Source organism: Streptomyces sp. RLB3-17, assembly GCF_007113425.2.
Lineage (GTDB): Bacteria > Actinomycetota > Actinomycetes > Streptomycetales > Streptomycetaceae > Streptomyces > Streptomyces mirabilis_D.
Window position 1 is genome coordinate 10,738,956 of record NZ_CP041610.2, and the last position, 14,329, is coordinate 10,753,284.

16 protein-coding genes are annotated in these 14,329 nt (G+C 69.1%); 11 read left to right on the forward strand and 5 right to left on the reverse strand.

What is annotated here, in order from left to right; all coding sequences use genetic code 11:
- Positions 1 to 91: 91 nt before the first annotated feature.
- The 3 genes from FNV62_RS48370 (at position 92) to FNV62_RS48380 (ending at position 2,751) form a co-directional block, all read left to right on the forward strand.
- Positions 92 to 1,465: an MBL fold metallo-hydrolase gene (locus FNV62_RS48370; protein WP_097288051.1), complete on the forward strand. Its 1,374-nt coding sequence runs from the start codon at positions 92 to 94 to the stop codon at positions 1,463 to 1,465.
- Positions 1,466 to 1,630: 165 nt separating this feature from the next.
- Entirely contained in the window at positions 1,631 to 2,002 is a 372-nt protein-coding gene (locus tag FNV62_RS48375) for a rhodanese-like domain-containing protein (RefSeq protein ID WP_143656641.1), read from the forward strand.
- A complete protein-coding gene (locus FNV62_RS48380) occupies positions 1,999 to 2,751 on the forward strand; it encodes a sulfite exporter TauE/SafE family protein (protein ID WP_097288053.1) in 753 nt (250 codons plus the stop codon). Before FNV62_RS48375 ends, FNV62_RS48380 begins: the two co-directional genes overlap by 4 nt.
- A 45-nt stretch (positions 2,752 to 2,796) precedes the next feature.
- Here FNV62_RS48380 and FNV62_RS48385 read toward each other — a convergent pair whose 3' ends face one another.
- A complete protein-coding gene (locus FNV62_RS48385) occupies positions 2,797 to 3,078 on the reverse strand; it encodes a metal-sensitive transcriptional regulator (RefSeq protein WP_097288054.1) in 282 nt (93 codons plus the stop codon).
- A 73-nt stretch (positions 3,079 to 3,151) separates the two neighbouring features.
- Here FNV62_RS48385 and FNV62_RS48390 point away from each other — a divergent pair, with 73 nt between their 5' ends.
- The 3 genes from FNV62_RS48390 to FNV62_RS48400 all read left to right on the forward strand — a co-directional run bounded on the left by FNV62_RS48390 (position 3,152) and on the right by FNV62_RS48400 (position 4,817).
- Positions 3,152 to 3,724, forward strand: coding sequence for a rhodanese-like domain-containing protein (locus FNV62_RS48390; RefSeq protein WP_143629783.1), 573 nt, complete (start codon positions 3,152 to 3,154; stop codon positions 3,722 to 3,724).
- A 158-nt stretch (positions 3,725 to 3,882) separates the two neighbouring features.
- The gene (locus FNV62_RS48395) at positions 3,883 to 4,257 is read left to right on the forward strand and encodes a hypothetical protein (RefSeq protein WP_060900066.1); all 375 of its coding nucleotides are present in this window, start codon (positions 3,883 to 3,885) and stop codon (positions 4,255 to 4,257) included.
- Between the two features lie 200 nt (positions 4,258 to 4,457).
- Entirely contained in the window at positions 4,458 to 4,817 is a 360-nt protein-coding gene (locus FNV62_RS48400; protein ID WP_060900065.1) for an ArsR/SmtB family transcription factor, read from the forward strand.
- Positions 4,818 to 4,849: 32 nt separating this feature from the next.
- Here FNV62_RS48400 and FNV62_RS48405 read toward each other — a convergent pair whose 3' ends face one another.
- Positions 4,850 to 5,488: a TetR/AcrR family transcriptional regulator gene (locus FNV62_RS48405; RefSeq protein ID WP_143610484.1), complete on the reverse strand. Its 639-nt coding sequence runs from the start codon at positions 5,486 to 5,488 to the stop codon at positions 4,850 to 4,852.
- A gap of 74 nt (positions 5,489 to 5,562) precedes the next feature.
- Here FNV62_RS48405 and FNV62_RS48410 point away from each other — a divergent pair, with 74 nt between their 5' ends.
- The gene (locus tag FNV62_RS48410) at positions 5,563 to 6,276 is read left to right on the forward strand and encodes a carboxymuconolactone decarboxylase family protein (RefSeq protein WP_143610485.1); all 714 of its coding nucleotides are present in this window, start codon (positions 5,563 to 5,565) and stop codon (positions 6,274 to 6,276) included.
- A gap of 170 nt (positions 6,277 to 6,446) precedes the next feature.
- On the opposite strand, the gene FNV62_RS48415 is transcribed toward FNV62_RS48410, so the two are convergent.
- Together FNV62_RS48415 and FNV62_RS48420 are read right to left on the reverse strand one after the other, a co-directional pair.
- Complete coding sequence (locus tag FNV62_RS48415; RefSeq protein ID WP_143610486.1) at positions 6,447 to 6,800, reverse strand: VOC family protein; 354 nt, start codon at positions 6,798 to 6,800, stop codon at positions 6,447 to 6,449.
- A gap of 323 nt (positions 6,801 to 7,123) precedes the next feature.
- Positions 7,124 to 8,497 (reverse strand): glycoside hydrolase family 125 protein, encoded by a 1,374-nt coding sequence (locus FNV62_RS48420; RefSeq protein WP_143610487.1) that lies wholly within the window; start codon positions 8,495 to 8,497, stop codon positions 7,124 to 7,126.
- Between the two features lie 150 nt (positions 8,498 to 8,647).
- Here FNV62_RS48420 and FNV62_RS48425 point away from each other — a divergent pair, with 150 nt between their 5' ends.
- The 4 genes from FNV62_RS48425 (at position 8,648) to FNV62_RS48440 (ending at position 13,014) form a co-directional block, all read left to right on the forward strand.
- On the forward strand, positions 8,648 to 9,577 hold the full coding sequence (locus FNV62_RS48425) for a carbohydrate ABC transporter permease (protein WP_225900659.1): 930 nt from the start codon (positions 8,648 to 8,650) through the stop codon (positions 9,575 to 9,577).
- A gap of 4 nt (positions 9,578 to 9,581) precedes the next feature.
- Positions 9,582 to 10,484 carry a carbohydrate ABC transporter permease gene (locus FNV62_RS48430; RefSeq protein ID WP_225900660.1) on the forward strand — a complete coding sequence of 301 codons (903 nt, stop codon included), beginning with the start codon at positions 9,582 to 9,584 and terminating at the stop codon, positions 10,482 to 10,484.
- Positions 10,485 to 10,529: 45 nt separating this feature from the next.
- On the forward strand, positions 10,530 to 11,825 hold the full coding sequence (locus FNV62_RS48435) for an ABC transporter substrate-binding protein (protein ID WP_186003174.1): 1,296 nt from the start codon (positions 10,530 to 10,532) through the stop codon (positions 11,823 to 11,825).
- A 199-nt stretch (positions 11,826 to 12,024) separates the two neighbouring features.
- Positions 12,025 to 13,014 (forward strand): LacI family DNA-binding transcriptional regulator, encoded by a 990-nt coding sequence (locus FNV62_RS48440; RefSeq protein ID WP_143610489.1) that lies wholly within the window; start codon positions 12,025 to 12,027, stop codon positions 13,012 to 13,014.
- Positions 13,015 to 13,018: 4 nt separating this feature from the next.
- Here the strand turns inward: FNV62_RS48440 and FNV62_RS48445 are convergent, their stop codons facing one another.
- Positions 13,019 to 14,209, reverse strand: coding sequence for a glycoside hydrolase family 76 protein (locus FNV62_RS48445; RefSeq protein WP_143610490.1), 1,191 nt, complete (start codon positions 14,207 to 14,209; stop codon positions 13,019 to 13,021).
- Positions 14,210 to 14,329: the final 120 nt, after the last annotated feature.

Consider the following 14,329-nt stretch of genomic DNA (forward strand, 5'->3'; position numbering starts at 1 on the left):
GCATACCCCTGGAGATACCCCCCGGGGTATCTCTGTTACGGTGGATGTCAGATACCCCCCGGGGTACTTTCATCCGGAAGGAGCCGAACCCGTGTTCTTCGTCGACACCCTGGAGTTCGAGGGCCTGGGCAACCGCAGCTACCTGGCCGGCGGCCCTGGCGAGGCGGTCGTGATCGATCCCCCGCGCGACATCGATCAGGTGATCGCCGCCGCCGCCCGGCGAGGGGTGCGGATCGCGTACGTGGCCGAGACGCACCTGCACAACGACTACGTGAGCGGCGGACTCGAACTGGCCCGGGTCACCGGTGCCCGCTATCTGGTCCCGGCCGGGGCCTCGGTGTCCTTCGCCCGCACCCCGGTCGCCGACGGCGACACCGTCACGGTCGACCGGGGCCTGACCCTGAGGGCACTGGCCACCCCGGGCCACACCCCGCACCACACGTCCTACGTCCTGGAAGAGGACGGGCGCGGCGTGGCCGCCTTCACCGGCGGATCACTGCTGATCGGTACGGTGGGGCGGCCGGACCTGGTCGAACCGCGGCTGACCGAGCAGCTGGCCCGCGCCCAGTACGCCTCCGCCCACCGTCTTGCCGAGGAGCTGGACGACGAGGTGCCGGTGCTGCCCACGCACGGGTTCGGCAGTTTCTGCTCCGGATCCCAGGCAGAGGGGGACAGCTCCACGATCGGGCGGGAACGCAAGATCAACGAAGCCCTCACCCGCGACGTGGACGCCTTCGTCGCCGACCTGCTCGCCGGTCTGGACGACGTGCCGGCGTACTACGCGCACATGGGCCCGGCCAACGCCGCGGGCCCCGCTCCCGTCGACCTCACCCCGCCACGTCCGGCCGACGCCGCACAGATCGCCCAGCGGCTGGCGGCCGGTGAATGGGTCGTCGACCTGCGCAACCGTGTCGCGTTCGCCCAGGGGCACGTCGCCGGCTCCTTCAACTTCGAGGGCGACGGCAAGCCGGCCACCTACCTGGCCTGGCTGATCCCCTGGGGCAAGCCCGTCACGCTGCTCGCCGACACGCCCGAGCGGATCGCCGCGGCACAGCGGGAGCTGGCCCGGGTCGGTATCGACCGGCCGGTCGCCGCCGCCACCGGCGGCCCCTGGGACTGGGTGCCCGGGGGAGTGGAGCCGCGGTCCTTCCCACGTGCGACCTTCGCCGACCTCGCCGCCCGCCGCGGTCGCGGCGAGGACGTGGTCGTGCTGGACGTGCGGCGCGACTCCGAGCGCGCGGGCGGCTCCGTGGAGGGTTCGGTGCACATCCCCATTCATGAACTGCCCGGTCGTCTCGGGGAGGTGCCCGCGGGGGAGGTGTGGGTGCACTGCGCGGGCGGGATGCGCGCGGCGATCGCCGCCTCCTTCCTGGACGCCACGGGACGCGGCGTGGTCGCCGTGGACGACAGCTTCGACGCCGCCGTCGAGGCCGGACTGACCCTGACCAGGTCCAGCACGGGCTGACTCTCGCCTGGTCCAGCACGGGCCGTCTTTTGCCTGGTCCAGCCCGGGCTGATTTCCACCTGGTCCGGCATGGATCGACCCGCACCCGGTTCCGTACGGACTGCTGCACCACAGTCAGGCCCTCACGGAACCCCCGCCGCAACACCCGTTCGGAGTGATGAACCCATGTTCTTCCGCAGCCGCAGCCGCAGTCGTGCCTCCCGTCGTCTCGACCCTGTCCAGGCCCACCAGCGGGCCGCCCACGGCCAGGCCGTCCTGCTCGACGTCCGTGAAACCGCCGAGTGGGAGGCGGGACACGCACCGGATGCGCTGCACCTGCCCCTGTCCCGGCTGGTGGCGGGGGAGGCCCTGCCACCAGCCGCCCAGGGCAGGTCGGTCGTGGCGATCTGCCGCTCCGGTCGGCGTTCCCGGCAGGCCGTCGAGATCCTGACCGGCCGTGGGACGGAGGCCACCGATGTCACCGGCGGCATGGTCGCCTGGTCGCGGGCCGGTCTGCCGGTGGCCGGCCCGGACGGAGACGACGGTGCCATAGCGTGAGCGCGTTCGTTCTCGCGCTCGTCGCGGGGGGCCTGGTCGGTCTCGCGCTGGGCGCCCTGGGCGGGGGAGGCAGCGTCCTCGCCGTGCCCGCCCTGATCTACCTGCTCGGTTTCACCCCGGCAGCGGCCACCACCGCAAGCCTCCTGATCGTCACCGCCACCTCGCTCACGGCCCTGTTCGGCCACGCCCGCAGCGGCCATGTGCGGTGGCGGGCCGGCATCCTGTTCGCGGCCGCCGGCATCGTCCCGGCGGTGGCCGCCGGAGCGGCGTCGGCCCGGCTGCCGCAGCCGCTGCTGATCGCCGCGTTCGCCGCCGTCGCCGCGCTCGCGGCCACCCGCATGCTGCGCCCCTCCCGGGCGCCGTCCGCAGCGGAGCCTGGTGCTGTTCGTCCGGCCAGGGCCCTCGGCACCGGAGCGGGGCTGGGCGCGCTGACCGGACTGCTGGGGGTGGGCGGCGGGTTCCTCGCCGTGCCGGCCCTGGTCACCGTCCTGGCCTTCGAGATGCAGGCCGCCATCGGCACCAGCCTGCTGATCATCTCGGTCAACTCGCTGGCCTCGCTGCTCACCCGCGGTGCCACGACGTCGGGCCTGGACTGGACGTTGATCGCGCCCTTCACCGGGACCGCGATCCTGGGCGCCTGGGACGGCAAACGCCTGGCCGGCAAGGTCTCGGGCCCTCTCCTTCAGCGCACCTTCGCCGTGGTCCTGCTGGCGGTCGCCGTGTTCATGCTCGTCGACGCCCTGACCTGACCCCGGCCGGTACCGGCGGACTCACGCCAGGGGACAGGAACAGCTTCACGCGAGGGACAGGAACAGCTTCTCCAGACGGGCCCGCATCCGCTCACGGTCGCCGTCGGCGGCCAGGTCGGCATCGGTCAGACAGTGCTGCAGACCGGTCGCGATGATCGCGAACCCGGCCTTGTCCAGTGCCCGGGAGGCCGCGGCGAGCTGGGTGACCACGTCCTCGCAGTCCCGTCCCTCCTCGATCATCTTGATCACTCCGGCGATCTGCCCCTGCGCCCGGCGCAGCCGGTTGATCACCGTCTTCAGCTCCTCGGCTGCCATCGCCAGTTCCACAAGCCCTCCCTCGATATACCCCCGCGGGTATTCTGTCCGTGGGGTGAAGCACCGGAAAGAGAAGGAAATTCCCGTGACCGCCACTTCCCTCGCCCCCGACCAGGCCCACGCCCGGCTCCACGAGCTGACCGTCATCGATGTGCGCACCCCCGGCGAGTACGCCTCGGGTCACATAGCAGGCGCCCACAACATCCCCGTGGACCGTCTCGACGCGGCCGTGCCCGTCCTGAAGTCCGCCGCCGAGCGCGGTGACCTCGTCATGGTGTGCGCCTCCGGCGCCCGCTCCGCGCAGGCCTGCGCCACCCTCACCGCACACGGCATCCCCGCCGCCACCCTCACCGGCGGCACCACCGCCTGGAGCCGGCACGGACACGACCTGCACCGTCCGGCCGACGCCCGCGGCGTCTGGCCCATGGACCGTCAGGTCCGCTTCGTCGCCGGGTCCCTGGTCCTCGTCGGACTCGCGGTCGGACAACGCCGTTCGGCCGCGCGCTGGTTGTCCGTCGGCGTCGCCGGAGGCCTGGTCTACTCGGCCGTCAGCGGCAGCTGCGCCATGGCCCGTGTTCTGGCCAAGCTCCCGCTCAACCAGCCCCGTGCCACCGACTTCGACGACACCCTCGCCGCACTGGCCGCAACAGGGCAGTAGTAGTCGGAAATCGATGCCGTCGCGATCATCTCCGATCGCCTGATGTCAGCCTCGGAGATACTCCCGTCGGCGCCTCGGCCGTCCGCATACGGTGCGGTCACGTGGCGGGACGGGCATCGCCGATCCCGCCGCACAGCCGACAACCAAGGGGAGGCGCTATGGCGAGTGTGGAAGTGTCGCTGAAGGAAATGATGACCGCGGCCGAGGGAGCGTTGGGGGCGGCCGTGGTCGACTACACCAGCGGCATGGCGCTGGGCACGCTGGGCGGGGGCAAGGACCTCGACCTCACGATCGCTGCCGCCGGAAACACGGATGTCGTCCGCGCGAAGGTGCGGACCATGGAGCAACTGGGTCTCAAGAGCCGGATCGAGGACATCCTGATCACTCTCGAATCGCAGTACCACCTCATCCGGCCGGTCACCGGACGCAACGGCAACGGTCTGTTCCTCTACCTCGTGCTCGACAAGGCGCGTTCGAATCTGGCGATGGCTCGCCACCAACTCAAGCGCGTTGAGGAGCAGTTGGAAGTCTAGGCCGACCGGATCCTCGGGCCGACGTGCGCCCACGATGTGAAGACTTCTTCAAGTCACCACATCAGCATGATCCCAACAAGGGGATGCGCGGGGCCGCGAGCGAGAAGGATCGGTAGCGAAGGACACATCGTGCGGCGGCGCCTTCCGGGCGTCGCCGCACCAGGTGAAGACCATCCCCACGCGGCAGGGAGCGAGCACCGATGCGGGTCCCCCTCTACCAGGCCAAGGCGGAGTTCTTCCGCATGCTGGGACACCCCGTGCGCATCAGGGTCCTCGAACTGCTGCAACACGGCCCCGTCCCGGTGCGGGACCTGCTCGCCGACCTCGACATCGAGCCGTCCAGCCTGTCGCAGCAGCTGGCCGTACTGCGTCGTTCCGGCATCGTGGTGTCCATCCGCGAGGGCTCCACCGTCAGCTACGCGCTGGCCGGCGGTGACGTCGCGGAGCTCCTGCGCGCGGCCCGCCGCATCCTCACGGAGCTACTGGCCGGGCAGAACGAACTGTTGGTCGAACTGCGGCAGAACGACACGTCCCTACCACCGGTGTCCTCAGGCGGTTGACCCTGTGCGGGGCCGTGGGCCGCGCCGCTCCGTCAGCCTTTCACGGGTGGCACACCGACCAGCTTCGTCAGGAAGCGGTCGACCTGCTCCTCCAACGGGGGCCAGGGCAGCTCGGGTTGGTTGACGCGCAGTGACACCGCGCCATGGACGGCCGTCCGCAGATCCAGGGACACGGTCTCGGCGTCGCCCCGAGGCGCCAGCCCCGCGTCCATGCAGCGACGGATCGCCGCGGTCGTGCGCCCGGCCATCTCCTCCTTGAAGGACATGTCCGTGCGCCGGTTGAGCGTGCTCTCGTGCAGCACCTTGTACAGCCCCGGGTGCTCGCGGGACCAGGCCCCGAGCAGCGCGGTGCGGGCGCGCAACGCGGCCACCGGGTCGCCGGCACCCGACTCCGCCTCGTCCACCGCGCGCAGCAGGTCCGTGTGGCACCGCTCCAGCGCGGCCAGTACCAGCGCGTCGCGGTCGGCGAAGTGGATGTAGACGGACGTCGCGGCGATGCCCACCTCGCGGGCGACGGCACGCAGGGACAGGGCCTCGTCGTCGGCGAGCTCCTCCAGCAGCCGCAGCGTCGCGTCGACGATCTCGGCGCGCAGCCGCTCGCCCTGGCCCCGCGGGTTGCGGCCGCGTGAGGCGGTCCGGGCGGTCTTCCGGGCCGGGGTGGTCGCGTCCATGGTTCGGCATTGTAGGGGACCCCCTGTAGAGCTACAGTCGTAGCACTACAGGTGTTCACCTATGGGGAGTCGCCATGACACTGCCGACCCAGAGCACGATCGTCGAGCTGGACCCGACGTTCGCGGAGATGGCTGCCGCGAGCTTTCGACTCGCCGGCGAGGGCCCGGAACTGACGCCACGCGAGCGCATCCTGCTCAGCCTCGTCGCCGACGTGTGCGAACAGGTCCTCGGCATGCCGTACGAACTTCATGTGCGAGCCGCCCTCGACCAGGGCATCGACGCCGACGACCTGCGCGAACTGCTCCGCTTCATCTCCTACGACAGCGGATACCCGGCGGCGCTGGCCGCGCTGGTGCGGCTGGCCGAGATCGAGCGCGAGCACGGCCTGCCCGGACCGACCGGCAAGGGCCACGAGGTGAACGCGGACGGCACGGGCAGCCCGCTTCCCGCGGCGATGCGCGCCCAGGTCCAAACCCTCGACCCGGGTCTGGCCGACTACATGGACCTGCAGTCGCGCATGCGGGCCGACATGTCCCGCATCAGCGTCCGCGAACGGGCGTTCGCCACCATGACGGTGGACGTCCTCTACCAGACCCTCCAGGAAAGCTTCCGCGCTCACGTCGGCCGCGCACTGGGCGCGGGGGCGACACCGGACGAGGTCCGCGCCGCCGTCCGCGTCACCGCGCCCTTCGGAATGACACGGACCTGGCGTGCCTTGAACGTGCTCGACGCGCTGCTCACCGAGCGGGAGGAACGGGAGGGGAAGCGGACGCCCGGCGCCGCCTGACCCTCCTCGCCCACGCCACGGTTGTCGCCACGGTGCCACTCACGGGTCTGGACGGTGTCCTCATCGGCCTGAACGAGCCCCGCGGTCGCCGGGACGGAGTTCTCGTCCGCCGAGGCCGACCACATCAGCGACTGTGCCGTCCCGCCTCCCGCGCCTGCGTGAAGACGTGGTCAGGCGGGCTGCCACAGCTCGACCCGATTGCCCTCGGGATCGGTGACCCAGCCGAATCGACCGACACCTTCCATGTCCTGCGTCTCTTCGGCCACGTCCGCTCCCTTGGCGCGCAATTGCGCGAGCATCGCATCCAGGTCGCGGACCCGGAAGTTGAGCATGGCCTGCTGGGCGCGAGACCCGAAGTAGTCGGTCTCGGACTCGAACGTCGCGAACACCGTCGGCCCGGTCTCCTGACGCCACAGTCCGTTCTCGTCGGCGTCCAGGCCCAGGCAGTCGCGGTACCACGCGTTCAGGGCCGCCGGGTCGGCGGCCCGCATGAAATACCCACCGATTCCAAGCACACGTTCCATGCCGCCATCTTGCCAGGACGGTGATCGGGCGGCCCGGCACCACACCATCGCCCGCTCCACACCCCTGTCTCGACTCGGGGGTCTCGGCCGTCCGTCCGTGAACCACGGCCAGGCTCACAGCGCGGCTTCGACGACGAAGAGCTTGGCTTGCTCGGATTCCTTGGGTGCCTTGGGTTTCACCGTCCTCGCAGGCGGACCTTTTCGTTCGGCACGTCGGCCCGATACCTGTGTCAGGTCGACGTGCCACCGGAAGGTGGCGGAGGTGGGTTCGCCCTGAATCGCTGCCGACTTGCCAGTGGGCGGCCTGAAGCGCCGGACGTTTCTCAGGTGAGGCCCGGGGCGGCAGGCGGGACGCGCGGGTGCCTGGGAAAGAGGTGGCGCACGCCGCGTCCGCACAGGTCGAGGGCGAGTTCACAGAACATGGCATTGGCCCAGCCGAACCAGTCCCGGGTGAACCGGCCGGGGTCGTCGACATGGAAACTCTCGTGCATCAGCCCGGTGCCCGCGGTGGTGGCCGCCAGTGTGTCCAGAGCCCGCGCCGCGTCGCTCTCGTCGCCGGTCAGCCCGGCGACGGCGATCGCCAGCGGCCAGACGTGCTTGTCCGGGGTGTGCGCACTGCCCACCCCGGACGCGAACCTGCCGCGGAAGTAGGAGGAGTTCGCGTCGGACAGCACGACCTGCCGAGTGGAACGGTACAGCGGGTCGTCCTGGGCGCACCAGCCGCTGAGGGGGAGGCTCAGCAGGCTGGGGAGGTTGGCGTCGTCGCCCAGCAGGACATGGCCCCGGCCGTCCACCTCGTACGCCAGCACGGACGCGCCGCCCGCCTCCACCACCGCGGTCGCCAGGATTCCCGCGTCGATCTCGTCCGCCAGCGCCAACGACGTCCGGGCGAGTTCCGTGTCGTGCAGGACGGACTCGGCCAGTGCGGCCAGGCCGTGCAGGCACGTCGACGCCAACGCGTTGGCCGGCACGAGATAGCCGTACGTGCAGCGGTCGTCGCTCGGCCGGAAGCCGGACCACGTCATACCGGTCCACGCCACCGCCGCGCCGCGGCCGCCGAGCGGAAGGGTGTCCGACGAGAAGGGGCCGGAGGGCCGGACGAATCGATACGGTGACCGCTCGTGCGCCTGCTCAGCACGCCAGGTGCGTACGATCGTCCACGCGGCGCGGCGAAAGCCGTCGTCCAGGTGGTCCACGCGACCGGTCGCCTGCCAGATCGCGTACGCCAACTGCAGTGGCGCGCACAGCGAGTCGAGTTCGTACTTGCGCTCCCAGACCCAACTTCCCACCGCAGGACGGTCGGTGGGCTCGCCGTGCGCGTCGGTGGGGCCGTCGTTGAAGGCATTCGCGTACGGGTCCAGCAGGACGCAGCGGATCTGACGCCGCGACACGCCGACCAGGACATCGCCGATCCGGGGATCCGCGGCCAGAGCCAGGTAGGGACGCATCTGGGCGGTGCTGTCGCGCAACCACATCGCCGGTATGTCGCCGGTCCTGACGAAGACCTCCGCCGCCCAAGGGGCCGCAGGAGTTCCCCAACTCATCGACGTGACCCAGGTGTTGGTCAGGCAGCTCTCGACGATGTCCGCGGCCGGGCCGGCGCCCCGCAGTTCGGTGGCGAGCTTCCCTCCGAGCGCCCTCAGGGACTCCGGAATGCTCCAGGGCGGAGGAGATTGGGGAATGGGAAACGTTACCATCACGCCTCTTGACTCCTCCTGTGACCTACGCCACGGTGTGATCAACGGGGAATGGAAACGTTACCTTGAGGGAGCTGGCGACCACCAGACCGGCGAGCCCGCCCAGGACTGAGCCATCGCCAACTCCCCGTAGGGAGAAGGTGAACGCGTGTGACAGCTCTTCCACGCCCGTGGCGCAGAAAGCTCGGATCGGACGCCCGGGCCGCGTACGTGTTCCTTGCGCCGGCCCTCATCGGGTTCACGGTGTTCGTCGTCTACCCGCTGATCCGGTCGGCTTACTTCGCGCTGACGCAGTACAACGGCCTTTCGGATCCGAAGTTCGTCGGCTTCGACAACTTCCGAAGGATGTTCACCACCGATCCGTCGTTCTGGCCCTCGGTACGCGCCACCCTGCTGCTGGTCGTTCTGTACGTGCCCCTGTCTCTGGCCATCGGGCTGGCGCTGGCGGTCTTCTGCAACCAGCGGATGCGGGGGGTCAGCCTGCTGCGCACGCTGTGCTACGTGCCCGTCGTACTGCCGGTGGTCGCCACGATCACGCTGTGGAAGTTCGTCTTCAATCCCCAAGTCGGCCTGGCCAACCAGGTGCTGTCATGGCTTCACCTCCCGACGAGTGAGTGGCTGTCCGGTTCGGACTCGGCGATGCCCTCGATCGTGATCGTCATGCTGTGGAGCGTCGGCTCAACAATGATCATTTTCCTCGCCGCGCTCCAGGCGGTTCCCACCGAGCTCTACGAAGCGGCCAGGCTCGACGGCGCCGGACCCAGGACGGTGTTCTTCCGGATCACCCTGCCGCTGATCAGCCCGATCATGGTGCTGCAGGTCGTCCTGCAGATGGTGACCGCCCTCCAGGCCTTCAACCAGCCCAAGATCCTCTCCCCGGACGGCATGGGCGGCCCGGGATTCAGCACCAGGGTGCTGATGCTGTCGATCTACACCAACGGCTTCCCCAGCCTCGGCCGGGTCGCCCAACTCGGCTACGCCTCCGCCCAGGTGTGGGTGCTCTTCCTCGTCATCGTCGTCCTGATCGCCGCCACCGCTCGCTTCTCCTCGATTTGGACCTACAGTGACCACGTCTCCTGACGTCATGAAGACATCGCCGCCGACCGCTCCGCCGCCGCCCGACAGCGCGGGGGCGGCCCGACCGCGAGGCAGGGCCGCACGTACCGCGTCCTGGTACGCCGTCGCGCTGCTCATCAGCTCCGTGATGATCCTGCCCATCCTGTGGATGCTCACCGTCGCGCTCAAAGGGCCTTCGGCCGTCTTCGAAGTGCCGCCGAAACTGCTGCCCCACGAGTTCCACTTCAAGAACTTCATCGACGGGCCGAAGGCGATCCACTTCCCGCGCCTGTTGCTCAACTCCCTCGTCATCACCGGACTTTCGGTGATCGGCGGGGTGATGACATCGATGATGGCCGGATACGCCCTGGCCCGGCTCCGCTTCCCCGGCCGGAGGATCCTGTTCTACGTCTTCGTCGGCAGCATGCTCCTGCCACCGGTGGTCGGCGTCATCCCGCTGTTCCAGCTGTTCAAGGACATCGGCTGGTACGACACCTGGCTGCCGCTGATCGTGCCGGCCTGGCTGGGCGGCAATCCGCTGTTCATCTTCCTCGCCCGCCAGTACTTCCTCTCGATTCCCCACTCCATCGACGAGGCGGCCAAGGTCGACGGCGCGGGACACCTCCGGATCTTCGTGAGCGTCATGCTGCCCCTCACCCGACCGGCCTGGATCACCATGTCCATCCTGGCCTTCCAGATGTCGTGGAACGACTACCTCAACCCGCTGATCTATCTCTACTCGTCACAGAAGTGGCCGCTGAGCGTCGGCATGGCCTCCTTCGTCTCCCAGTTCGCCGGCCAGACCCCGGACTGGAACCTCTACATGGCCACCAACCTGCTCTACATGCTGCCCCCACTGGCCGTGTTCTTCGTGGCCCAGCGCTACTTCATCCAAGGCCTGAGCGCTCTGGGCACCGTCAACCAGCGCTGACCCGCACCACGTCAGCCGACCCACTCCCCGTACCAGGAGGCCACGTTGAAACGAACACTCCATGCAGCCGGAGCGCTGCTGGCGGCAGGCGGACTGCTGGCCACCTCGGCCTGCGGCGGCTCCTCGGGACAGGAGTCGGGCGGGAAGACCACGGTCACCGTGATGACCTGGGAGTCGAACGCGACCAACAAGCTCATCGACCAGGCCCTGGCCGGTTTCCAGGACCCCGACATCACGGTCAAACGCATCGACACACCCAACGGCAACTACAGCGACAAGCTCTCGGCGCTGACCCAGGCCAAGAAGCTCCCCGACCTCTTTTGGTGCGGCAACGACACCGAGCAGCAGTACACCGGACAGGGACTGCTCACCGACTGGTCCTCGAAGCTCTCCGGTTCCGGCGACTTCGGCACCGGCAGTTTCGACGCCACGGCCATGAAGAACTGGAAGACCGCCGACGGCAGGATCGGCGGCGTCCCCTCGCTGATGAACACCTATGGCATCTGGTACGACATCGACGCCTTCAAGGCAGCCGGCATTCCGGTACCCGCGGCCGGCTGGACCTGGGACCAGATGTACGAGGCCGCCGCCAAGCTGCACGCGAAAGGCGCCAAGTACGGCCTGGTCGCCGACGCCATGACCGCTCTCGACGCCCCCTTCAGCCTCAGCCTCTACTCCCAGTCCGCCGGCGGCGCGCCCTTCACCGACGACGTCCACCACCCCACCAAGGTCACCGTCGACGCCACGTACACCGAAGGCGTCAGCAAGCTCGTGGCAGGGATCAAGAGCGGCGCCGTAGCGCCTCCCGGTTATGACATCTCCAACCAGCAGTCGCTGTTCTCCGCCGGGGAGATCCCCATGCTCTGGAGCGGCCAGTGGCTGGCCGCCGGCTTCCTCACGGACAAACCGAAGATCAAGTACGGGTTCGCGCCCCTGCCCCAGGCCGACAAGCCGGCCACGCTGTACGACGCCGTGGGCATCTGCACCCCCTCGTACACCAAGAACGCGGACGCCACCTTCAAGGTCCTCAAGTACCTCGACTCAACCGTGTGGACCAAGGTGCTCCCCGACTCGCCCGTGGCGGTGCCGGCCTACACCCGTGCTCAGGACTCCTACTTCAACGCCCTCGACAAGGCGGGGCAGACGACCGTCGCCTCCACCGTCAGGACGGATCTGAAGGCCTCGTCCACCATCGGCGTGCGCTTCACCACCCAGTGGGCCAGCCAGGCCGGCGACCTGATCACGGCGTACTGGCCCGACATCCTCCAGGGCAAGAAGCCGCTGTCCGATCTGCAGTCCATGGCCGACAAGATCAACGAAGTGATCAAGAGCAACGGCTAGGTGTTCGGCGCGTTCACGGTCGGCGGGCAAGCCGCCCGCCGACCGGGGCGTACGACGGGAACGGAAACGTATCCTGAGGGCGTTCGCCCGGTCAGGCCCGCGCGGCACCCTCGCAGGTGGCCGCGAAACACATCAGGAAAGTTGGTCTCCGCCCCACGTGAGCAGTCGTCTCCCGCAGCGCCAGAACACCAGGCCGACGATGCGCGATGTCGCAGAGCGGGCCGGAGTCGCCCTTGTCACCGTGTCCCGCGTCGTCAACGGCATCGGGACGGTCCGTGAGGAGACGGCCGAGCGTGTGAACGCGGCGATCAGCGAGATCGGATACCAGCGCAACGAGATCGCGCGTTCGCTGCGTCCCGGGCAGAACTCGATGACCATCGGCCTGCTGCTCGGCGACCTGACCAACCCTTTCTACGCGTCGTTGGCCAAGGCGGCGGTCGAGGTGGCGGCCCACGCAGGCTACGCAGTCCTCCTGAGCACCGCCGACGAGGACCCGAAGGTCGAACGCCGTGCCGTGGGCGAGCTGATCGGGCGACGCGTGGCCGGCCTCATCATCGTTCCCGACCAGGGCGATCACGCCTTTCTGCAGGAGGTCAACGGCCACGACCAGGTGCCCATCGTCTTCGTGGACCGGCCCGCCACCGGAGCCGAGGCCGATGTCGTCCTCGTCGACAACGAGGGCGGGGGACGCATGGCGACGCAGCACCTCATCGACCACGGTCACCGCCGGATCGCGATCCTCGTGGCCCCCTCGTACTACACCACCGGCCGCCGACTGCGCGGATACCGCAAGGCCCTGCGGCAGAGCGGCATCGAAGTCGACGAAGCACTGGTGGTCACCCTGCGGCGCGGCACCACGGAGGAGGCCACCGCCGCCACCCACGCCCTGCTCACCTCTCCGCACCCGCCGACGGCGATCTTCTCGACGACGGGCTTCCTCACCGAGGGCGTCCTGCGGGCGAGCCAGCAGTTGCAGGCGCGCATCGCCGTGGTGGGCTTCGACGACTTCAAGCTCGCCGATATGCTCCCCACCCCGGTCACGGTGGTGACCTCGGACATCGAGGAACTCGGCCGACGTGCCGCCCATCTGTTGATCGACCGCATCAACGGCGAGGACTCACCCTTCCACCGGACCGTGCTGCCGTCGCGGTTGATCGCCCGTGGCACGGGGGAGACGGCTGCCCGGTAGCGGCTCAGTAGAGCGTCGGCCACAGCTCGCGCGGCCACGCGAGCACGGCGTAGAGCTGCGCGAAGGCGGCCTGTTGGATCGCCTCGGTGCCGCCGGACGAGTCGAAGTGCACAAGACCCGTGCCGGGATCGCGCATCGTGGACCAGAGCTCGTCCGCGTAGTCGGCCATCGCCTGGTGGTACGTGCCGTCCCCGGTCACCGACTCCAGGAGCAGCAGGTTCTTGAAGAAGATCGAGTTGAAGTACACCGGCTGGGTGAACAGCCGTCCCTGCGTGACGTAGTAGGCGTAGGCCGCCTGGGCGATCCGCTCGGCCCTGCGCAGATATGTGCGGTCGTGGGTCGCCTTGTAGAGAAGGACGTTGACGCCGACCGGGACTCCCTGGTTGTACGACCAGATGGTCTTCTCGACCGTCCCTTTCAGGTCGAGATGGTCCCAGTACAGAGCGCCGGGACTCTGCAGATACGTGTTCGTCCAGTCGTAGAACCGTCTTGCCCAGTCCAGGTAGCCGTCTTCACCGGTGATCTGGTGCAGACGGAGGGCGAGCTGGGCGCCCGGCATGTTCGAGACGGTGTTGCGGTCCTGGCTCCAGTTCGCCTGGGTCCAGAAGACGCCGCCGGGGGCGGCGTGCGCGGAGTCGGTGTCCCAGCCCGACCTGACGAGGTCGAAGATCTCCTTGGCTCGGGCCAGTGCCGCCGAGTCCCCTGTCTGCAGGTGGAGTTGGACTTTCGCCAGGCCCACCCATTCGTTGTCGTCGTAGAACATGTCGCCGCCGGAGCCGTAGGGGGCGCGCGGGTAGGAGTCGTACCCGGGCAGCTCGGTCGTGCCGCCGCCGGCGTTCCAGTAGTGCTCCTGTGCCTTCGCCCGCCGGGTCACCTCCGCCGCGTAGCGGGAATCGACCGCCGCGAGGTCGAGGGCCGCGACGTGTACCTGGGAGAAGGGCCATTCGTACGAGTACGCGTTGTCTCCGGAAGCCGCCGGATACCGCTCACGGACCAGACCGGAGCCGCCCTTGCTCGCCAGGTGTCTCTCCAGCGCGGCGTAGGCGGCGATGCCGCGTGACAATGCCCGGGACCGGTCGGGGTGTTGAGACCCTGGCACGTCTGCCGCGGCTGACGTTCCGTTGGTCGCGGTCAACGTGGCCATGGCCGCGATGCCGCCGCCGACCAGCGCCCGGCGAGAGGGATTCAAGCGCATCGACACGCCTCCATTCAGAGCGCCGCCGCCTGCACGGGGCGCGCAGGCGTCAGGCGAATGGAAACGTTGCCACTGTCACATGGAGTCGTCAACAGACCGCGCAGGCACGGTAGTTCTTCA